This window comes from Peptococcaceae bacterium (assembly GCA_024655825.1).
Taxonomy (GTDB): domain Bacteria; phylum Bacillota; class Peptococcia; order DRI-13; family PHAD01; genus JANLFJ01.
Map to the genome: position 1 here is coordinate 27,064 of JANLFJ010000023.1, position 20,779 is coordinate 47,842.

Sequence of the window (20,779 nt, forward strand, 5' to 3'; positions counted from 1 at the left end):
TCGCCGGTCATCGTGCCAAAAGTTCTGACCACCTTCCCCTCTGGTGTGATGATGCAAGCCGTGATAGTTTTTTTGTGAACATCAAGGCCACAGCATCTCTCATGGATAACCTGCATTCGTCATTTCCTTTCTGCGGCATAAAATTGCAGCTGGTGCAGTAATCGTAGAACGATATTCTACCCTGCGTGCTTCCCAAATGGGAGCAACATTCCGTGGTGCACCAGATTACTGAGGTCCGTCTGATTATCGGACTCGAAGTACCAAGGTTTTTCAACCTCATCGCCAGCCGCAGTGTATTATTTCAGCTCGAGTGGGTTTTCATCCTTCCGATGGTGCCGCAGGCGGCATGATGGTCTAAAGGGAATCTGCTTCGACGCTGGCAAAGGGAAAGGTCGTTACGTCGTAAAACACCACATCTACCTGCATGTTGAAAAGGTGGCGGTTTTTCCGGAACATCTCTTCTTCCAGCAATTCTTTATGTTCACAGAGTAAGTCCAGGGAACGGGAAGATGATTCAAGGCCACGTTAGACAAACTGGCATAACGGTTCTGATGGTTGTAGGCGCCTAGTTTGCTCCTGGGTTCAAGGAGGTGCTGGACGGCCATTAGAAAACTGACATCACTTAAGCTGAATTGCACCTTGTGTTTAGTGCTAATCTTTTTTAGCAGTTTGGGTAGCTCAAATTGGTTCCAGATTTTCTGACAGATCACATAACCATAGTTTTTGCTCTGCGCCTCGGAGAAGTTGGTTAAACTAGTCGTCACCTCCCTGGCCTTGGACAATTCTAGCAGGCGCTTGCCAAGCATTTTAAACTGGGGTTGTTTTCAATCTCGTCCAAGCGGCCGAAATTGAAGAGGACCTTGTTTTTGACAACACCGTTTCCCGGTAAGACTGGATTAGTTGGACTTACTGGCGGTCTCTGGATTTAGTTATCTTGTTTAATGGAAACATTTTTTATTAATTTAAGAGATTTTAAGAAGGAAAAACCAAAATAGTGACGAATAAATAAAATGATATTATGACCAGAGGACATGATGACAAAAAGAATCATATAATATAATAACGCACTAAAATCGTAGCTAGGTAGACAAGAAGAAATGGATGCCCAGAAAAGAGGTGGAAAACGGCACAAAAGAGGTACAACAAAACTAGACTATCATGAAGGATTTAGAAACCATATTCCAGCCTTGAGTTAATTAAGTATACCAATGGTAACTTGACCGAAAAAATTAGGAGTATATTGTTGTTTTGGGTTTAAACAAAAAATGTTTTAAGCAAGTTAAGCATATCAAGGAACTTTATTTACCGAAAAGCATTCAAGCCATTAGAGAAAAAAGGAAGTGACAACAATGAAGCGGCAAGTTAAACTGTTGCAGGGCAATGAAGCCTGTGCTATGGCAGCTGTAGCTGCAGGGGTGAGGTTTTTTGCTGGCTATCCTATTACGCCGGCTACTGAAATTGCGGAAATAATGGCCCAAGAGTTGCCGAAGGTTGGCGGGACTTTTATTCAAATGGAGGATGAGATTGCTAGTATGGCGGCAGTTATTGGCGCCTCTATCGGGGGAGTCAAAAGTCTCACAGCCACAAGCGGCCCTGGATTTACCCTAAAACAGGAGAATTTGGGTTATGCAGCGATGGTTCAGATTCCTTGTGTCATTGTAAATGTGCAGAGGGGAGGACCTAGTACAGGTATGCCGACATTGCCAGCCCAAATGGATGTAATGCAGGCCAGGTGGGGTACTCATGGAGATCACCCTATAATTGTACTTTGTCCTTCGACTGTATACGAATTCTATATGCTTACTATCAAAGCTGTAAATTTTTCGGAAATGTTGAGGACGCCAGTAATTATTCTCTCCGACGCAGTTGTAGGACATTTGCGGGAGAAAGTCGTTTTACCTGATATTTCGGAAATTGAGATAATAGAGCGCAAGAAAGTAACTATACCACCAGAAGAGTTCTTACCCTTTAAACCGGATCCCGATGATGTGCCGCCCTTTGTTTCATACGGTAAAGGCTATAGATATCACATGACCAGCAACAACTATGATGAAGGGGGATATCCTGCAACTAATAATCATCAAATTGCAGATAAACTGCTTCGCCGTTTGCACAATAAGATTGAAAAACGTCGTACGAAAATTGTCATGACTGAAGAGATCATGATGGATGATGCGGAAGTGGCTATTTTTGCTTTTGGTTGCACGGCCCGTTCGGCACAAAGCGCTGTGGAAATAGTCCGGGCTCAGGGGTGGAAAGTGGGCCTTATAAAAGCTTTGACTCTCTGGCCTTTTCCTCGCGAAGTTGTGGAGAAGTACGGGGATAAAGTGCGGGCTGTAATTGTACCTGAAATGAATATGGGCCAGTTAGTGGGCGAAGTAGAGCGCGCTTTAAAAAATAAAAAGGCTGAAGTGCGTCCCCTTAACAGATTTGACGGCAAAATGATTACACCCGAGCAGATCGTCAGTGCCATAAAAGAGGTGAAGTAAAAATGGCAGTTCATGTTCAGGATTATTTAAGAATGAATAAAATGCCCCATATATGGTGCCCGGGATGCGGCACGGGAATAGCCCTCGGAGCAGTGGTTAGGGCTATTCATAATGTTGGCTATAGCCGGGATGAGGTAATAGTGATTACAGGGATCGGCTGTTCGGCCAGGACCAATGCCATTATTGATTTTAATACCTTTCAGACCACACACGGCAGGGCCTTGAGCTTTGCTACCGGTTTTAAGCTTGTAAGGCCGGAGATGAAGGTTGTAGTCATAACCGGCGACGGTGATGGGGCAGGTATTGGCGGTAATCATCTGATCCATACTTGCAGACGTAATATTGATATTACTACCATTTTAATCAACAACAGCATCTACGGTATGACAGGGGGGCAATACTCACCTCTTACTCCCCAGGGAAGCTATGCTACCACTGCCCCTTACGGTACAATTGAACCTAGTTTTGATGTTTGCAAATTGGCCGAAGGGGCCGGGGCCACTTATGTGGGCAGAGCAACGGCTTATCATGTTACTCTTCTAGAGCGGCTTATAACCAGAGCGCTAAAACATGAAGGGTTTTCTTTGGTGGAAGCTATTACCCAGTGTCCCATTGGTTATGGCCGCCGCAATAAAATGAAATCTCCCACCGAGATGCTAAAGTGGCAAAAAGAGCATGCGGTGGACGTAAAAGCTTCAACAAGTATGAGCCCTGAGCAATTGGCCGGAAAATTTTTAATTGGTGAGTTTGTAAACAAAACTGCTCCTGAGTACACAAAGCTCTATAAAAAAATAATCGAAGATGTTCAGAGAAAGGGGGCAAAATGATGGATAGACATGAAATTGTATTAAGTGGGTATGGAGGACAGGGAATAGTTTTAGGGGGTATAATACTTGCCGAAGCTGCTGCCATTTATGACGATATAAACGCTACCCATAACCAGTCTTATGGGCCTGAGGCCAGGGGTGGTGCAAGTAAATCTGAAGTAATTATCAGCAAGAAACCTATTCATTATCCAGAGATTGAATGTCCCGATATACTGGTGGCTTTAACTCAGGAAGCAGCTAATAAATATGCTGTTACGATGAAAGACCAGGGAATTTTAATAATAGATTCCAAGATAAAGATAAATGACCAAATCAAGGACAAAGTCAAAGTGTACAGTCTGCCAATTGCAGATATGGCAGTGAAAGTGGCCGGCAGCGAAATCGTTACCAATATGATCGCTTTGGGAGCACTGGCAGCAATAACCAAGGTGGTTAGCCGTGAAGCTCTGGAAAATGCCATGTTCTCCCGAATTCCCCAAGGGACTGAAGAGGTAAATATGGAGGCCTTGGCTCAAGGCTTTGCCTTAATTAAATAGTATAACATAGTGTAACAGAAAAATTTGAAGTGAGGGGATCATGATGACAATTAAAACCAGGGAAGAATACATTGAATCTTTGCGCAGAATGAATCCCGTTGTCTACATGTTTGGTGAAAGGGTTACAAATGTTGTGGATAATCCCCGCCTGCGAGCCGGCATTGAGGCGACCGCGGCCACCTACGAAGCGGCAAATATGGCGGAATATCACCAATTAATGATCACAAAAAGTCTGTTGACCGGCGAGGCAGTTAACAGGTTCACATTACCTCCTGCTTCCATAGAAGATCTAGTGGCCAGAGTAAAAATCAACCGTATGCTGGGAGGACGAGTGGGCACTTGTTTCCAACGCTGTACCGGCCTCGACTGTATAAGCGCCCTGTCCATCGTTACATACAACATAGATCAGAAGTATGGAACTCAGTATTACACTCGGTTCCTGGAGTTCTTAAAGTATGTGCAGAAGAATGATCTCACTTGCAATGCGGGAGTAACGGATGTTAAAGGGGATCGCTCCTTGGCCCCCCACGAACAATCGGATAAGGACATGTACCTGCGAGTGGTGGAGCGCCGTAAGGAGGGCATCATAGTACGTGGTGCCAAGGCTCACCAAACCGGTTCTTTATCGTCTCATGAAATAATCGTACTCCCTACGCGAGCTCTAAAAAAAGAAGACAAGGACTATGCAGTTGCTTTTGCCATTCCTACCGATACACCCGGCCTAATCCACGTAGTAGGAAGGTCTACGCTGGACATGCGCGAGCTTCAGGGTTGCGATATTGGCAATACAAAATACTCGAAGTACTGTCCTACAGTTATTTTCAACGATGTATTCGTGCCGTGGGAGCGGGTGTTTATGTGTGGTGAGACTGAATTTGCGGGTGACTTGGTCATGCGATTTTCTGCCTTTCACCGGCAGAGTCACGGAGGCTGCAAAGCCGGAAAGATTGATTGCATGATAGGCGCGGCTTTAACCATGATGGATTATAACGGTACCTCTAATTTAAGCCACTTAAGGCAGAAAATCATTGACATGATTCACCGCGCTGAAACTCTATATGGATGCAGCATTGCGGCCTCCTACGAGGGAAAACGGCAACCATCCGGCACATATTTCATCGATCCTGTCTTGGCCAATGCTTCAAAATTACATGAGGGCAAGGAAATGGCAGAAGTTGGACGACTACTGGTGGATATTGCGGGCGGCTTTGTTTGCGATTTGCCATCAGATAGGGATTTTGCCAACCCCGAAATAGGACCGCTGCTGATGAAGTACATGCAAGGTGCATCTGGGGTACCGGTTAAGGACCGGATCCGAATGCTCAGGCTAGTGGAAAAGCTGGCGCTAGAAAGTGCCGACACCGTTTCAGACATTCATGGAGGCGGCTCTGCAGAGGCGCACCGTATCACTATTATGCGGGAAACCGATTTGGAGAGCAAGAAGAAGTTGAGTAAAAGATTGGCTGGAATCGAAGATTAGATCAACTAAAAAAATACATGAGAAGGAAGTGTTTTATGATTATGAAAAGAGTGGTTATTGCTAGTGCGGTACGGACTGCCGGCGGTAGTTTTGGTGGTAGTTTCAGGGATTTGTCAGCAGTTGATTTAGGGGCTGTGGTTATTAAAGAAGCAGTGAATAGGGCCGGTATTTCTCCCCGGGATGTAGGTCAAGTGATTTTTGGAAACGGCTGGCAGGCAGGTGTTGGACCCAACCCGGCACGAATATGTACTATAAAAGGAGGATTGCCTGAGAACTGCCCAGCCTTTACAGTTAATATCCGGTGCGCTTCAAGCTTAAGGGCAATTCAATTGGGGGTTTTAAGCATTGCCGCCGGTGAAGAAGAGATAGTGCTGGCAGGTGGCACCGAGTCCACCACACAGGTTCCATACATCTTGCCCGAAGCTAGGTGGGGACAAAGGATGGGTGATGCAAAAATATACGACGTCCTCCATAAAGATGGGTTTATGTGCCAATTGGCTGGTATGCTTATGGGCAATACGGCAGAACTGCTGGCAGAAAAATACGGAATATCGCGCAAGGAGCAGGACACCTTTGCACTTGAGAGTCATAATAAGGCTGTGGAGGCTATGGAAAAAGGGCTCTTCAAAGAAGAGATTGTCCCTATCGAAATTAAAGACAAAAAAGGAGTCAGGATAATTGACACCGATGAGATTCCCAGAAAAGATGCTTCTTTGGAAAAGCTGGGCAAACTTCCGCCGGTTTTTCTGAAAGAAGGTAGTGTAACGGCAGGAAATAGTTGTGCCTTATGTGACGCCGCCTCAGCTGTAGTCCTCATGTCGGAGGAAAAAGCAAGAGAATTGGGAATAAAACCCATGGCGCTGATACGTTCTTATTCATATGTAGCACTTGACCCCAAGTACATGGGACTGGGCCCGACCCTGGCCATACCCAAGGCCCTGGAAAAGGCCGGCATGAAACTGCAAGATATTGATTTGATCGAATTAAACGAAGCCTTTGCTGCCCAGGTTATCGCCTGCGATAGAGAACTTAAGATGGATAAAGAAAGACTCAATGTGCACGGCGGGGCCATAGCCTTGGGTCATCCTGTTGGAGCTACAGGGGCCAAAATACTGACCACCCTTCTCTATGCCCTTAAAAACCGTGATAAGCACCTCGGTATCGTAAGCCTATGTATTGGCGGTGGTCAGGGTGTTGCACTGGTAGTCGAAAGATTGAACTAAAAAGCAAGAGGAGGGCGTAAAAATGGAAAAGATTTTCATAATAGGGGCTGGGACCATGGGCAGAGGAATAGCTCAGGTTGTCTCCCAGGCAAAATGTCTGGTCTATATTTCGGATATCAATATTGATGTAGTCAAAGAGAGCTTGGAAATAGTGCAAAGAGGGCTGGCTACTCAAGTAGAAAAAGGGAAAATGACGAAAGAAGAAATGGAAAACATCATGGATCGGATTAAACCGGTGGAAGGTATGGAAAAAGTGCATGAAGCCGATTTTATCATCGAGGCGGCTCCGGAAGATGTGAGCTTAAAACAAAAGATTTTCAAAGAACTGGATAAAAAGACAAATCCTCAGGTCATACTGGCTACCAACACCACTTCCTGCTCCATCACTGAAATAGCCTCAGCTACCAGAATCCCCGAACGCGTTGTAGGAATGCATTTTTTCAACCCGCCTATCCACATGAAACTTGTGGAGATCATGCCTGGAATACTCACAGCTGATGTAACGGTGGATAGAACTAGGAACATGGCTCTCAAGATGGGCAAAGAGCCAGTGGTCACTAAAAAGGAGGGTCCGGCGGGAGTTGCCAGCCGTATTCTCGCCGGTCTTCTCAATGAAGCTGTTTGGGTTCTTCAGGAAGGCATTGCTACAGTGGAGGACATTGATAAAGCTATGGTATTGGGCTGTAACCACAGGATGGGACCTTTGGCTTTGATTGACCTCATTGGCGTAGATGTTCACCTAGCCAAGACCCAGATGCTGTATAACAAGACCGGCGATAGCAGATACAGGCCGTGTTATCTCCTGGAACAGATGGTTCAGGCCGGCCTCCTAGGGAGAAAAGTGGGCCGGGGGTTTTATGACTATGCAAAAGACCCTGTTGAGCCGGTGGAGTTCTTCAAAAAATAATTGCTGAATGCTGTGGGGAAGGAGAAAGGATGTATAAACACCTTATACTTGAAAAAGAAGAAAATATCGGCCTGTTAATATTGAACCGCCCTGAAATGAACACGTTATGTAACGAGATGGTTGAAGAACTTGATAAGATCTTGATGAACCTTGAACAAGATGGCGAGGTAAGGGTTTTAATTATTACAGGAGCAGGGAATAAGGCTTTTATGGCAGGTGCGGATATCCGCGAACTTGATAAAAGAGATTTTATCCTGGGACGCCAGCAGACAAAACGCCGTCAGGAAGTTTTCAATAAAATCTCCAATTTACACGTGCCCACAATTGCTGCAGTTAACGGTTTTGCCCTGGGAGCTGGGCTGGAACTTGCCCTAGCCTGCAGCATCCGTGTGGCCTCGGAGAAAGCCAAGTTTGGCGTTCCTGAGGTCAATTTAGGGATAATCCCAGGGGACGGGGCTACCCAGCGGTTACCCAGGGTAATTGGGCAGGGTAGGGCTATGCACATGATTATAACAGGGGAAATGATTACTGCCGAGGAAGCTCTGCAGTACGGTCTTGTTACAAAAGTGTTCTCCTCGGAAGGCCTGCTGGACGGCGCAAAGGAAATAGCGAAAACTATCATGAAAAAAGGCCCTTTGGCTGTTATGTACGCCAAAGAAGCCGTCAACAGGGCTCTTGACACATCTCTTTTCGTAGGTCTCACCTTAGAGTCTTATCTTCATGCTCTGGCCTGTGCAAGTGAAGATAAAAAAGAAGGTGTCCAAGCTTTCCTTAATAAAAGAAGTCCCGAGTTTAAAGGGAAATGAACCGGGGAAATTTAATGCATTGCTATATAAAAAACAGAATGTACAGTCCACGGATGAAGCATCTGGCTTCCTTGTATGATAATCCTATTACATCAATAAGCTATAACCGTGTTGCATTGAAGGTCTTGAGCACGAGATTAGTATAAATATTGCATCAGAAATATCTTTCGCAGTATTTATAAAACTAATACACTAGATATAAATAAAACTGCGAATTCACCCCCCTTGGTTACTATTGTTAAGAAGTCATTGCTAAAAAGTGTATTGCCAATAATCTAGACTTTAAAATGTATACAATAATCTAAAGGAGCAATAAGTTTATGGATAATAAGGTGTTACTGATTCAGCCTATTCATCATGATGCCATTGCTAAGCTCATGGAAGAAGCCGAGGTTGTTATAGCGGAAAGTACCGAAGAGAGCGCGGTTAAGAAGGCGATTAAAGACGTAAAAGGAGTTATTGTGAGAGTGACTCCTTTAACCAGGGCTATTATTGAATCTGGAGAAAAGCTCAGAGTTATTGGTCGGCACGGAGTTGGGTTGGATAATATTGATTTAAAGGCTGCTACTGAATATAGAATTCCGGTTGTGTATGCTCCGGGGTCCAATACTAACGCTGTGGCAGAACATACTGTGACTCTGATGTTGGCTCTGGCAAAGAAGTTATTTAAGGCTCATATGGCTCTGACCCAAAGAGGCGATTATCAATGCCGTTTGAGTATAAAGACTAGTGAAATAAAAGATAAAGTTATCGGAATAGTAGGCTTTGGTCAGATCGGGCGACGTGTGGCTGCCATTTGCCAGTATGGTTTTGGAGCTAAATTAATTGCTTACGATCCTTACCTGTCGCCTGAGATACTGCAAAGCAGCAGACTTGAAGTTAAAGTTGTTGATAAATTAGATGATTTACTGCGGGAAGCTGATTATGTTTCCCTCCATGCTCCGGCAACGCCTGATAATTTTAAGCTTATTGGTGCCAGAGAATTGTCTCTAATGAAGCAATCAGCTTTTCTCATTAACACAGCACGTGGTGAACTGATTGATGAAGAAGCTTTGTATCAGGCCTTAACTCAAGGAATAATAAGTGGAGCGGGTTTAGATGTTTTTGACCCTGAACCGCCTGAACAAAAGAACCCCCTGTTTAGTCTCTCCAATGTTGTAGTAACGCCCCATATGGCAGCTCATAGCGAGGAAGGTTTAAGGATGATGGCTATGATGGTGGCAGAGCAGGTGCTTCAAGTTCTGCGTGGAGAGCGGCCCCCTTGTCTGGCTAATCCTCAGATTTGGGAGAACCGTAGGTTTGGACAATCATAAAAGAGTTTGAGAGGTGAAACAACATGAAAAAGTGGAAGCACAAGTTAATAGACAGGTTGAATGGGTGCGGCAAGAAGTGTTGTTTGGTAAAATTTGTGGCAAGGTGTGGATTATTTTGACTAATGATTCCGTTTACCAAGGAATGGACAAAATTACTTTTGCTTTCTTCATTGAAATCGCTATCCGAACAAATATTCTTGCTTCGAATCACAGCAAACGTTTAATACCTTGAAAAATACATTATGAGTGGAAGATCGGAAAATATTTTTTAGTAAATTGAAAGATTTAAAGAAGGAAAAACAAAATAAGTGGCGAATATATAAAGTGATATGATGACCAGAGGACATGATAATAGAGGGGATAATAATGATTAAATATATTATTGATATACGAAAAGACTGGTGCAAGGCATGCGGTATCTGTGTCGATTTTTGTCCAAATGGTGTCCTAGGTTTTGACCCTGATGGGAAAGCTGCTGTTTTAGACATTGAAAGATGTACAGGCTGCATGATGTGCGAGTACAGGTGTCCAGATTATGCAATTAAAATCTCTCATTATGGGAAAATTTGATGTGCAGGGTCGTAATCAGAGATGGCGGGACTGGCCGAGGCATTTTTACAAATGCCGGGACTACGGTTGCGCATAAATTTTCAATATTCCTAAGGCTGTCCTGAGAATAGAATTTTCATTATTCTACTGGTCTACTGATGCTGCATTAGCGGTTAGGGTGTATAATCAGTCAAATTTAATTATTAAATAGGCATTATAGCCTAGGTTATTACCAAACTTTATGGAGATATTCTAATGGCAACTTATGGAAAAGTGAGCCATCCTTTGTTAACCGGGATATTGTTATTGTAAAAATATTTATTGCATCATGATATAATAAAAGATATTGTTACAATATCATTCGGTTAGCAGAGGAGGAAGTCATATGACACAGATTAAAAAAACGAAGCTTTATGAAGAAGTAATGCAGAGAATTGTAGAAATGATTAAAACAAATCAGATGCAGGTAGGTGATAAGCTCCAATCAGAAAAAGAACTCGCTGATTATTTTGGAGTAAGTCGAATGGCTATAAGGGAAGCGTTGAGTGCGCTGCAGGCTGCAGGTTTGCTTGATGTGAAACATGGTTCGGGCATCTTTATTCGCAATGTAAATGAACAACTGACAAATCCTATTACATTAAGGTTATTAAGTAGCAAAGATAATTTGCTTAATATTTTGGAGTTACGGAAAGGATTGGAAACAGAGGGCGCTTTTTTGGCGGCACTGCGAGCAGATGATGCTGATTTCATTAAACTTGAAGATTACTTGGAAAAAATGAGATGCGAAATAGAAAAAGGAGGCAGTGCTGCCCAAGAGGACTTCAAATTTCACTGCGCCCTGATGAAGGCAACCCATAATCCGGTCTACGGTACAGTGTTTGATACGATCGCCACGGCCTTTTATGAAGGATTGTTGTCAAGCCACGAGTATTTTAAGGTAAACCAAGGCCCCCGGTTGGTAGTCTTAGATGAACATTGTTTAATATATGATTGCATTAAAAGTAGGGAGCCGGAAAGAGCAAGGGAAGCCATGAGGACTCATTTGGAAAATGTGGAAGCCAAGATGCGAAAGATTAATCTTTCGTGATGAAAGAACAATGGTTTTGCTGTATGAAATGGATACAAGAAATGGATACAAGAAACATTATCAGTCCTAACGACAAGACCTAGTTGGTGGATGCTATGAACCGTCACATCACTTTGAATGACCTCCAATGGCTGTAGCTACTGAGCGAGGCTTTGGCAGATTCAAAAACAAAAGGTTGTTGTAAGGAACGTGGAATTAAAAATGAAACCTGCTCATCAAAGGGAAGCTTAGTAAATTGCGCAGTGAACCCAAATCGCAGACTTGGGTTAAAAATACTTCAGCGCTGGCGTACCGGCGGTGGAACTAATATAAGTGTTGTAAAAGTGGGTATGTACTAAAAAACCCAGAGTCCTCGGACCTGTAATTACAGGTATCGGGAGTTTTCGAAAGAACTGATGGATTGATAACAGGGGAGGTTATAGCTTGTATCCGGAGAATCTAAGGTATTTCCAAGAACACACCTGGCTTCGGGTGGAAGGTAAGATAGGCATAGTAGGAATAACTTACTATGCTCAGCAAGCATTGGCAAATGTGGTTTATATTGATTTACCTCGAATTGGTACTGAAGTGAAAGCAGGTATGGTATTTGGCAGTATTGAATCTGTAAAAGTTGTTTCAGACCTTTATGCTCCGGTAAGCGGTAAAATCGTGGAGGTTAACGAGAAATTATTTGATACGCCGGAGCTTGTAAATGCTGATCCCTATGATGCAGGATGGATGATCAAAATAGAAATATTCAATTTTGAGGAAGTGAGTTCGTTATTATCTTGTGTTGAGTATCAGAACATTGTGGAATCTGGTGGTAGTAATAGATGATATGTTGAACTGAGAGGTTTGAAAACATGAGTTTACCTAAACTATACAATATTCGACAAGTATTTTCGCAAGAAGCTATTTCTGATGTTACAGAAGAACTAAATAAAAGTTTGAATAAGGTTCATTTTGAAAATTTGTTTACTCCCGGCAACAGAGTGGCTATAGCCGTCGGGAGCAGAGGAATCGCCAATATTAGCAAGATTATTAATGCCCTGGTAAAGCGGTTAAAAGAAATTGGCACAAATCCTTTTATTGTCCCAGCGATGGGGAGTCACGGGGGAGCTACTGCGTCTGGCCAGGTGGAAGTTTTAAAAAGCTTAGGTATAACAGAAGAATATGTAGGGGCTCCCATTATTTCCGATATGGATGTGGTGGAACTTGGTAAAACTACCAATGGCGCTACAGTATATATGGATAAGCAAGCCTGGTCTGCCGATGCTATCGTAGTGGTTAATAGAATTAAACCTCATACAAGATTTAGGGCTAATAATGAAAGCGGATTAATTAAAATGGTGGCCGTAGGCTTGGGCAAACATAAAGGTTGTAGCCAGATGCATGCTTATGGTCTCTTCCCCACAATTTTAGAGGCAGCCCGTTTGGCGTTAAGTAAAGCCCCCATAAGGTTAGGAATTGGTATTGTCGAAAATGCATATGAGCAAACAGCGAAAATCGTGGCTGTCCTCAGGGATGAATTTGAGTTTGTTGATGCCGAACTGCTTAAGCTGGCTAAAAGTCTGATGCCCTCCCTGCCCGTGAATGAGATTGATCTTCTTGTGGTAAAGGAAATGGGTAAAAATATCAGTGGTACAGGGATGGATGTCAATGTTATAGGCAGGGTAACGCAGCCGGTTCTAAATGAGTTTGATACTCCAAGGATTAAGCGTATAGTAGCTTTGGACTTGACTGAAGCCTCCCATGGGAATGCTTTAGGAATGGGTTTGGCGGATGTGATTACCAAGCGTTTCACCAATAAAATTGATTTTGCCGCAACTTATGCGAATGTGTTGGCGGCAGGGGTACTTGACAGAGGTAAAATGCCCGTTGTCTGTGAGAATGATAAAGAGGCCATAGCAGCAGCATTGAACTCTATCGAGAGATTGGAACCGGAAAAAGCTCGTCTCATTTTTATTAGAAACACTTTAGAATTAAATTTCCTGAAAGTGTCACAAAGTATTTTGGAAGAGGTGCGAAATCTTACGTCGATAGAAGTGGTTGGCAAAGGTTTTGACATGGAGTTTAATTCTCAAGGTAATATTCAAGAAGAATGGTGGTGAGACGGGTCGGATTGATAAATTTATGTAAAGAAAGGGGGGAACAAAATGAGAGCCTTTTGCATTAAGGAGCAAGATGTTGAGCCTATCAAGTTGCCGGGGCGTAATTGGAAAATGTTAATAAACGAGACGGTAGGTTGTAAAAACATAACTTTCGGTCTCGCTGAATTTCCGGCCGGTTCAAATCCGGGCAGTCATAAACATGATGTCCAGGAGGAGATAATCTTCATACTTGAAGGGAAGGGGCGAATGACCTTTGGGCAATTTGAGCAAGAGGAAATAAAGCTGGCACCAGGTGTGGCGGTTTATATTCCGCCGGGTATAGAACATGCTGTGATCAATGACGGTGATAAGACTATCCGTCTGATAACACTTTTTTCACCGCAGGTCATCCCAGGTTCTTATGATAAAAAATAGATTAAAACTAGTAAAATATACACAAAATGGAGGTATAACATTGATGTATGGCAAGCAAATTGCAGGTTTTTTCAAATCGGACTACTGGGGCGAAGTGGAGAAACACCTGAATAACCCAGATACCCATCATGTCCATATTTATGTCGATACCAGCATTGATCCCCAAGATCTGGAAAGAGCTGTATTAGCCTATTTGGATGCTAAAGGGTGGGAAAGCCGCCGCAAGATTGACCACATGGCACCTAGGTTAGGGACTGGTGCTTTACATGGCATTCACCCTAATGGTAAGCCCCATTTCGATATCATGTATAATTATAACGAAAATGCCATTCTGGAGCCTATGGATCCTATGAAGGGAGAAATGGGGAGAAACTTGTTGGCATGGGGCACGGAATATATGAACAATTATCTAAAAAATTATAAGTTCCGCCCAGTGGACGATAATGTCAAGACAGCTCTAGAGGATTACTTCAATTCTGAACACTGGAATAAGGGATTGGAGAAAGTATTACCGAAAGAAAACGTACACGTACATATTAATACGGAAACAAGTATAGAGCCTGAAATTATTAAACAGTATGCTTTGAAATCATTAGAAAAAAATGGATGGGAAATTGACGAAGCCGTCCAATGTGTATTTTGTGCCAAGGGAGCATATTACCAAGGTAAAATAGTATTCCTTTCAATGAAACCGGAAAGAGTTTTTGATATTTCCTGGAAATATAATCCTAAAGTTTATATTGCCCCCACAGAAGACTGGATTGTGTGGAAAGATCAGCAGGGTTATGATGTATGGACAATACAAATGTTAGAAGACAGTGTTTTAAAAGGCCGTACTTGGAAAAAACTCAAAGATGAAGATATTGATTATATTAGAAAAAATGTTTAAAAAAGGGGATCGAAGCTTTTCTTCGATCCTCATAAAAGAAACATGCAGGCTAACAAATCAAATTGTTATCCTAACTTTTTAATTATAACACATATAAATGATTATTCCAAAAACAGTTTTATATTTACTTAATATAACAACATAATCTAAAGCTGAAGAGTCATAAAGTTCCATTTAACCTTGTTAGCCAAGAATTGTGGTGTGAAATTTATGCGATAATACGTTTTAGTACAATTTTTCCAACAACATATCAAGCGTTTCTTCTGGCATTTGCCTTTCACAAGCTAGCTCTGCACATTATCGCCGGGTTACGCTCCAGACTATTGTCCGCGGGAAACGCTTTTAGTTGCCGCTCTGAACGGAACTATTAGCAAAAATACATTTCCATCTTGGAGAATTGAGAGAATATTGGCAAACAGACGCTGAGGTGCAATATAAACCATACGATCATAGGGAGGATGGGATTAAAGGGAGGAAAAATTGAGAAATTATAAACCTGTTTGTTGCCTGTTGTAAATCCAAGATTGCATTGCTTTAGTCTGGAGCGTTTTCGGTTATTGTTGGCGAAACAGGAGAATAGCATAGCTTAACTTTCGTAGTATGAAACAAGCAAACATCTAACAAATAATGTAAATAATATCAATAAACGGCTCGATGTTCCAGAATTCATATAATATTTCATTGAAGCAATTTATAAACATCATGTGCCGCATTCCAAAAACCTTTGCTTATGGGGAGGAGGGATAACAGTCCTGGACTTGTCTAGGGCCATCATTCCAAAGACGGAATAATGGCTAGTCTGGAAATAGATTAAGAATGTCAGCGAAGTAGGTTGACTTATATTGAGTATAACAATTAAGAATAATTCCTCGAGCAACGCTCACAACTCCAACCCAGTTGGCTTCATGGTCAGGGAAGCGCCTGAGCTGGGAGAACAATGATATACAATTAATTCTCAGCATTTGCAAAACTTTACATCAGCAGGCATGGCCCGGTTTTAGCAGGCGTACCGTCTCCAGATAAGAAAAAAGCCAAAAAGGGAGGGGGAGATTAAACATATAAAAAACCCCTGGTAAAACGCAACTGTATCAACAATATAGGCGGGATTTAAAGTAGCGATATTTTTCAGAATCTGAACTACCAAATCTTTGCAATACCGGGTCGCTTTATGAGTCAACCATTCGCTCAGCTATAACTTCTTCTGGACTTGAATTTGCATGGGCATCGTTTTAAGCGACTTTCCCGACTGTTTCTTTGTTTCCTCTAACAATAGCAGGGTAAGAAATCATAGAAAGTGCCAGCATCGGGTATTAACACGGTATAAAAGCCCACAAAAAAGGCCGAAACCGTATCATTACGCAGCATCTTAACCGCTTATTATTATAAAACACATTATTAAAGAACAATCAATACCATCGAACGCAATAAAACTAGCAAATCGGATTCAACGGTGTGGCCCAAGGAAGAATAGAGGGAAAGTGAAAACATCATACGGGGTCCAGGTTAATGGGTTGGTTAGTAGACAAGAAAAAATTGAAGCCTGTCCGGGACGAAATAGCGAAGATTAGGGAGATAACCCATGAAGAAGAAAATCATAGAAGTCAAAGTGTGGACGACAGTAGAAATGCATAAAACAATATTTCTGATAAGCAGTAGTGGCACCAATTACCATCCGCTACCATTTTATTGGCAGCTAGCTTATACTAAGTGGCATATATACCAATTATAGGTAGCGATGCTAAATTAAAATTGTTTGATACTGCAACTAATAATTAAAACATAAAATCTCAATATATTCAATACATTCAAATCCCACCATGTATTGAGTATAAAGAAAGGGCCTGCTGGAGGATAGATTACCAATAACTTGGAGTTACCAAAATATTATGTGGGAGGTCATCTTGAATGAGTAATGTTCTTCAATTAAATTTAGCATTTGCTCTGGGGATTATAACTATTATTTACCTGGTACTTGGAAAGCCCAAAATTCATGCTCTTGTCGGACTAATTATCGCATCGGTATTAATGGGACTAGCGTCAGGTCTTGGTTTTGAGAAAACAATTACTGCTATTGGTGATGGAGTAGCTGCTACGGCAAAGTGGATACTTCTTCCCGTGAGTTTTGGTGTTATGCTTGGTAAATTGCTGGAAGTTACCGGCGCAGCGCAGAAAATGGCCGAAGCATTTATACGTTTTACTGGTGAGAAAAGAGCACCTTGGGCGTTGGCTTTTACCGGTTGGATTGTATCATTTCCGGTATTTACCGACACTGGTTATATCATCCTTAACCCATTGGCCAAAGCTCTTTCCCAGAAAACTAAAATAAATATGCTTTATATGGGCTTGGCCCTGTGTTTAGGGCTTTGGCCTGCGTGTCTGATGGCGCCTCCTACGCCACAACCTGTTGCTGTGGCTGCTACCCTGGGAATCGATATAGGTGTTATGACCATAGCCGGTGGCTTAATGAGCTTTGTGCTAATATGCATCGGGATGCTTTATGTAAAATGGATTAGCAGTAAAATCAGTTTCTTGCCTTCTGATAGAGGTCTAATAATTGATGAACGTTACAAGGAAGTAGCTGCCGGTGCAGATATATCCACAATTGCCACTGAGGAGAAAGCCTATCGCAAACCTGGGGCCGTGGCTGCTTTTATGTGTATAGTAATCCCTGTTATACTTCTTATGACTTCAACTTTTGCCAAGGTTGTCTTCCCCAAAGGGCATTTAGCCATACAGGTCTTTGGGTTCATCGGAGAACCTTACATAGCTATTTTAATTGGCGTTCTAATGAGCATGTACTGGCTCGCATCGTCTATGAGTTCGGAAACGAGGCTCAAATGGATGGAGGAAGCCCTCTCCAGCGCAGGAATGGTGGTTTGTATTACGGCTGCGGGTGGGGCCTTGGGTAGTGTAGTACGGGCTGCTGGCATTGCCAATACTTGGGGCAAATTAATGGTTGAATGGGGTATACCTGCTTGGGTTTTAGGCTTCGTAATTGCTACGTTAATTAAAGCTGCCCAGGGTTCTGCTATGACCACTGGTATTACTACTTCGGCCATTGTAGCCCCCCTGATTCCTAGCTTGGGTATCCATCCCTTAATGATGGCTCTAGCCATTGGTTGCGGTTCATTATTCTGTTCCTATTTTAATGATAGCCTCTGGTGGGTTTTTGTCAGGTTAACTGGTCTTGATATGAAAGAGGGTTTAAAAGCCTGGACAGGACTATCTGTTTTCTTATGGGCCGCGAGCATTCCTTTATTAATTATTCTTAGCTTCTTTATAAAATAAATTAATAAAGGCAGGGAAGAACAATTCGGTTAAGCAGGCGCAACAGGTACTGCCTGTTGCGCCTGCTTTAATCAGCAATACTGGGAAAGGGGGATTTACCATGTACGACTTAGTGAAACAAGTTGCGGGAGAAGAGAATTTTTCTCAGGATGAATTTGAACTGTGGTGTTACTCCAGGGACTCAGGCTCAATTCTACCCCGCAAACCGGAAGCAGTAGTAATGGTTCGTTCGGTTGAGGTTTTAACAAGAATTATGGAGCTAGCTTATCGGTATAACAAGCGAGTTATAGCAAGAGGCGCCGCCAGTAGCATGTGTGGTGCCGCCATGCCGCTGGAAAAAGAAACGCTTATTATGGACATGACTACCTTGCAGGGAATAGAAATGGACGAATACAGCATGATAGTTTCAGCGGGTGCCGGAGTAACTTGGACCCAGTTGAATAAGTATTTGCAAGAAAAGGGATTAGAATTGGGACTGGAGGGACCATGGTCGGCTCCTTCGGCAACCATTGGAGGAACTCTAGCAGTTCATGCCATCTGCATGGGTTCGGCAAAATACGGTAGTCTTGGGACACAGGTAACTGGTCTTGAGGTAGTGTTACCTGATGGTACCTTGCTTCGAACTGGTTCTGGTGCCCATCCAGCCAATACTATGGTTATGAGGGATTGTAACGGAGCGGATTTGACTGGTCTTTTTCTAGGCTCCCATGGCACCTTGGGGATAATTACCAAAGCTGCCATGAAGGTTTATCCCCTCACAAAGGCGTATGCTTACGGTGCCTTTTCCTTTGCATCTCTGGACCAAGCTATCAGTGCTATGTCCGATTTAGCCGTGGAGGAATTGGTTTACGATTCTAGATTATTTGTTTACCCCGTTCCTTATGAAATCGGCGGTAACGCAGGCGTTGTTTATATGATCAAAAGCAGGAACCCGGAATGGCTTCAGGATATGATGGGAAAGGCCAGGGATTTGTGCCTGCAGTCAGGAGGAAAGGAGATAAAAGGCTTTGGAGAGGAGTATTATAAGGGGAGAAATCATGCCAGGGTAAAGGCTTTCGGTAAGGCTGGACCCGGTTGGTTGGAAGTGGCTGGATTCGTACCTATTCTAAAGTATTCCCAGGTTGTTCAGCCTATTTTAGACTATTTCCGTAGAAATGCAGAGTTGCTGCAGGAATATAACATCAAATGGAGCCTTGGCGGTCTCCTGGAGACACGCTGTATCAACGTGCCAGTTGCCCTGTTTTGCAATGAGAGGAATAAAGATTCCTGGGAAAAGATGCTTAAAATTTTAATGGAACTGGCGGATGTGATGTTTGCAGAAGGAATTAGTCCCTACTGGATAGGTGATTTAAGCCGGTTTATAATGTGGCGTTTGGGTCCAACCTATGATTTATATAAAAGTATTAAGAGCAAGCTGGATCCGAAAAACATCTTAAATCCGGGAATACTGTAAGGGGGATAATGATGCTGCGAAACGTTAGTCATGAAATTTATAAATGTCTAAGATGCGGTTGGTGTAGAGAAAAAGTAATGGAAAATACACAGCGAGTTTGCCCTGCCCGTGAGGTTCTTGGCTTTGAGAGTTCCTTTGCCAGGGGCAGAATGTTGCTTGCCCGGGGTATTCTAGAAGGAGAAATCGAGTATAATGATAAACTTATAGAAAGAATGTATACCTGTCTTGGTTGTGGCGCTTGCAAAACTCACTGCCCGCTGGAAGTTGATACTATTGAGGTTTTCCGAACTATGCGGGAAGATGCCGTACAAAAGGGCATACCTTTACCTAAAGCTTTAGTTGGTATTAATAAGGCGATAGAAGAACATAAGAATCCATTTGCTAAGCCTCAGGAATTCCGGGAAAAGATGGCGCGGGAACTTGCCCTTCCAAAAGAGGGAGAAATCTTTTATTTTGCCGGATGCTATGATACCTTGCGGTTTACTGAAAATTTTACCAATACGATAAGCATTCTAAGAAAAATAGGGATTAATCCCTCTTATTTAGGAGAGAATGAATGGTGTTGTGGCGTTCCACAATTCTGGAATGGTTCCACAGACCTGGCCCACAAATTAGCCCAGCATAATGTAGTTAAATTAAAAAAAGCCGGGGCCAAACAGGTGATTATGTCCTGCGCCGGTTGTTATAGCGTGTTTGGGCATTTCTATAAACAGATTTTGGGCGATTTGCCTTTTGAAGTCCTGCATATTAGCCAGTTTCTTGCCAACAAATTCAACATGGGTATGTTAAAGCTTACTAACCTGGAAGACAAATATGAGGGAAATGTGACATATCACGATCCCTGTCATTTGGGCAGGCATATGGGAGTTTATGAAGAACCCAGGCTACTAATCAAAAAAATGTTTCCCCATATATACAGGGAAATGCCAAGAAATAGAGAAAATTCGTGGTGTTGTGGTGGAGGTGCGGTTGTATTTCCTTACCTTACACAATACTCTCTTCGCATAGCAGAACAGAGAATTGATGAAGCGGTAAAGATTGGAGCAAAAACGCTTGTTACTACTTGTCCCTCCTGTATGAATGTGTTAAAAATACCGGCGAGAAAAAAGAAAATTGAAGTTAAAAATCTTCTCGAACTTCTGGCGGATGCAATAGAGAATAGTATAGGAAGCTAGTTGCCAGCAATCTGAATAGAGCAGAACTCACCTAGAATTGAATTGCTCTAGACAAGAAGCAACTGGATGCTCGGAAAGGAAGAAATCAAACGCATCAAAAGGTTTAGCATATCTAACATATTCAAAACTTTAAGCAATAAATAATCATAGTATAGTTTTTATTGGCAGAATCCACCAAAAACTTTTCAGGAATAGATTTATTGTTGCGGCTGAACTAAAGTGGCGTAAAGCTGACGGAATTGCCTGACCGAGA

General features: G+C 42.7%; 18 protein-coding genes and 1 pseudogene (1 of these 19 cut by a window edge). 18 read left to right on the plus strand and 1 reads right to left on the minus strand.

The genetic code is table 11. The features are described 5' to 3' along the window. Nucleotides 1-116, minus strand: a pseudogene (locus NUV48_09935) (IS110 family transposase); it reaches 1,192 nt to the left of the window's first position. 1,233 nt (nucleotides 117-1,349) lie between these two features. On the opposite strand from NUV48_09935, the gene NUV48_09940 reads away from it, so the two are divergent. The 18 genes from NUV48_09940 (at nucleotide 1,350) to NUV48_10025 (ending at nucleotide 20,526) form a co-directional block, all read left to right on the plus strand. Continuing rightward, nucleotides 1,350-2,489 (plus strand): 2-oxoacid:acceptor oxidoreductase subunit alpha, encoded by a 1,140-nt coding sequence (locus NUV48_09940; GenBank protein ID MCR4442458.1) that lies wholly within the window; start codon nucleotides 1,350-1,352, stop codon nucleotides 2,487-2,489. Nucleotides 2,490-2,491: 2 nt separating this feature from the next. After that, complete coding sequence (locus tag NUV48_09945; protein ID MCR4442459.1) at nucleotides 2,492-3,316, plus strand: thiamine pyrophosphate-dependent enzyme; 825 nt, start codon at nucleotides 2,492-2,494, stop codon at nucleotides 3,314-3,316. After that, the gene (locus tag NUV48_09950) at nucleotides 3,313-3,852 is read left to right on the plus strand and encodes a 2-oxoacid:acceptor oxidoreductase family protein (GenBank protein ID MCR4442460.1); all 540 of its coding nucleotides are present in this window, start codon (nucleotides 3,313-3,315) and stop codon (nucleotides 3,850-3,852) included. The genes NUV48_09945 and NUV48_09950 overlap by 4 nt, the downstream gene beginning before the upstream one ends. 40 nt (nucleotides 3,853-3,892) lie before the next feature. Next, complete coding sequence (locus NUV48_09955; GenBank protein ID MCR4442461.1) at nucleotides 3,893-5,332, plus strand: 4-hydroxybutyryl-CoA dehydratase; 1,440 nt, start codon at nucleotides 3,893-3,895, stop codon at nucleotides 5,330-5,332. Nucleotides 5,333-5,373: 41 nt separating this feature from the next. Next, nucleotides 5,374-6,555 (plus strand): thiolase family protein, encoded by a 1,182-nt coding sequence (locus NUV48_09960; protein ID MCR4442462.1) that lies wholly within the window; start codon nucleotides 5,374-5,376, stop codon nucleotides 6,553-6,555. A 22-nt stretch (nucleotides 6,556-6,577) separates the two neighbouring features. Beyond that, on the plus strand, nucleotides 6,578-7,462 hold the full coding sequence (locus tag NUV48_09965) for a 3-hydroxyacyl-CoA dehydrogenase NAD-binding domain-containing protein (protein MCR4442463.1): 885 nt from the start codon (nucleotides 6,578-6,580) through the stop codon (nucleotides 7,460-7,462). Nucleotides 7,463-7,491: 29 nt separating this feature from the next. After that, nucleotides 7,492-8,268, plus strand: a complete 777-nt coding sequence (locus NUV48_09970; protein MCR4442464.1) for an enoyl-CoA hydratase-related protein — start codon at nucleotides 7,492-7,494, stop codon at nucleotides 8,266-8,268. Nucleotides 8,269-8,588: 320 nt separating this feature from the next. Next, complete coding sequence (locus NUV48_09975) at nucleotides 8,589-9,581, plus strand: hydroxyacid dehydrogenase (GenBank protein ID MCR4442465.1); 993 nt, start codon at nucleotides 8,589-8,591, stop codon at nucleotides 9,579-9,581. Between the two features lie 13 nt (nucleotides 9,582-9,594). Further along, a complete protein-coding gene (locus NUV48_09980; protein ID MCR4442466.1) occupies nucleotides 9,595-9,813 on the plus strand; it encodes a hypothetical protein in 219 nt (72 codons plus the stop codon). A 134-nt stretch (nucleotides 9,814-9,947) separates the two neighbouring features. Continuing rightward, nucleotides 9,948-10,151: a 4Fe-4S binding protein gene (locus tag NUV48_09985; GenBank protein ID MCR4442467.1), complete on the plus strand. Its 204-nt coding sequence runs from the start codon at nucleotides 9,948-9,950 to the stop codon at nucleotides 10,149-10,151. Nucleotides 10,152-10,515: 364 nt separating this feature from the next. After that, complete coding sequence (locus NUV48_09990; GenBank protein MCR4442468.1) at nucleotides 10,516-11,217, plus strand: FadR family transcriptional regulator; 702 nt, start codon at nucleotides 10,516-10,518, stop codon at nucleotides 11,215-11,217. A 423-nt stretch (nucleotides 11,218-11,640) separates the two neighbouring features. Further along, nucleotides 11,641-12,033 (plus strand): glycine cleavage system protein GcvH, encoded by a 393-nt coding sequence (gene gcvH, locus NUV48_09995; GenBank protein ID MCR4442469.1) that lies wholly within the window; start codon nucleotides 11,641-11,643, stop codon nucleotides 12,031-12,033. A gap of 26 nt (nucleotides 12,034-12,059) precedes the next feature. Then, nucleotides 12,060-13,307, plus strand: coding sequence for a nickel-dependent lactate racemase (locus NUV48_10000; GenBank protein ID MCR4442470.1), 1,248 nt, complete (start codon nucleotides 12,060-12,062; stop codon nucleotides 13,305-13,307). A gap of 45 nt (nucleotides 13,308-13,352) precedes the next feature. After that, the gene (locus NUV48_10005; protein ID MCR4442471.1) at nucleotides 13,353-13,721 is read left to right on the plus strand and encodes a cupin domain-containing protein; all 369 of its coding nucleotides are present in this window, start codon (nucleotides 13,353-13,355) and stop codon (nucleotides 13,719-13,721) included. A gap of 43 nt (nucleotides 13,722-13,764) precedes the next feature. Further along, complete coding sequence (locus tag NUV48_10010) at nucleotides 13,765-14,610, plus strand: hypothetical protein (GenBank protein MCR4442472.1); 846 nt, start codon at nucleotides 13,765-13,767, stop codon at nucleotides 14,608-14,610. A gap of 1,905 nt (nucleotides 14,611-16,515) precedes the next feature. Then, a complete protein-coding gene (locus NUV48_10015) occupies nucleotides 16,516-17,898 on the plus strand; it encodes a GntP family permease (GenBank protein ID MCR4442473.1) in 1,383 nt (460 codons plus the stop codon). A gap of 100 nt (nucleotides 17,899-17,998) precedes the next feature. Continuing rightward, nucleotides 17,999-19,351 (plus strand): FAD-binding oxidoreductase, encoded by a 1,353-nt coding sequence (locus NUV48_10020; GenBank protein ID MCR4442474.1) that lies wholly within the window; start codon nucleotides 17,999-18,001, stop codon nucleotides 19,349-19,351. An 11-nt stretch (nucleotides 19,352-19,362) separates the two neighbouring features. Then, nucleotides 19,363-20,526, plus strand: coding sequence for a (Fe-S)-binding protein (locus NUV48_10025; protein MCR4442475.1), 1,164 nt, complete (start codon nucleotides 19,363-19,365; stop codon nucleotides 20,524-20,526). Nucleotides 20,527-20,779 lie beyond the last annotated feature (253 nt).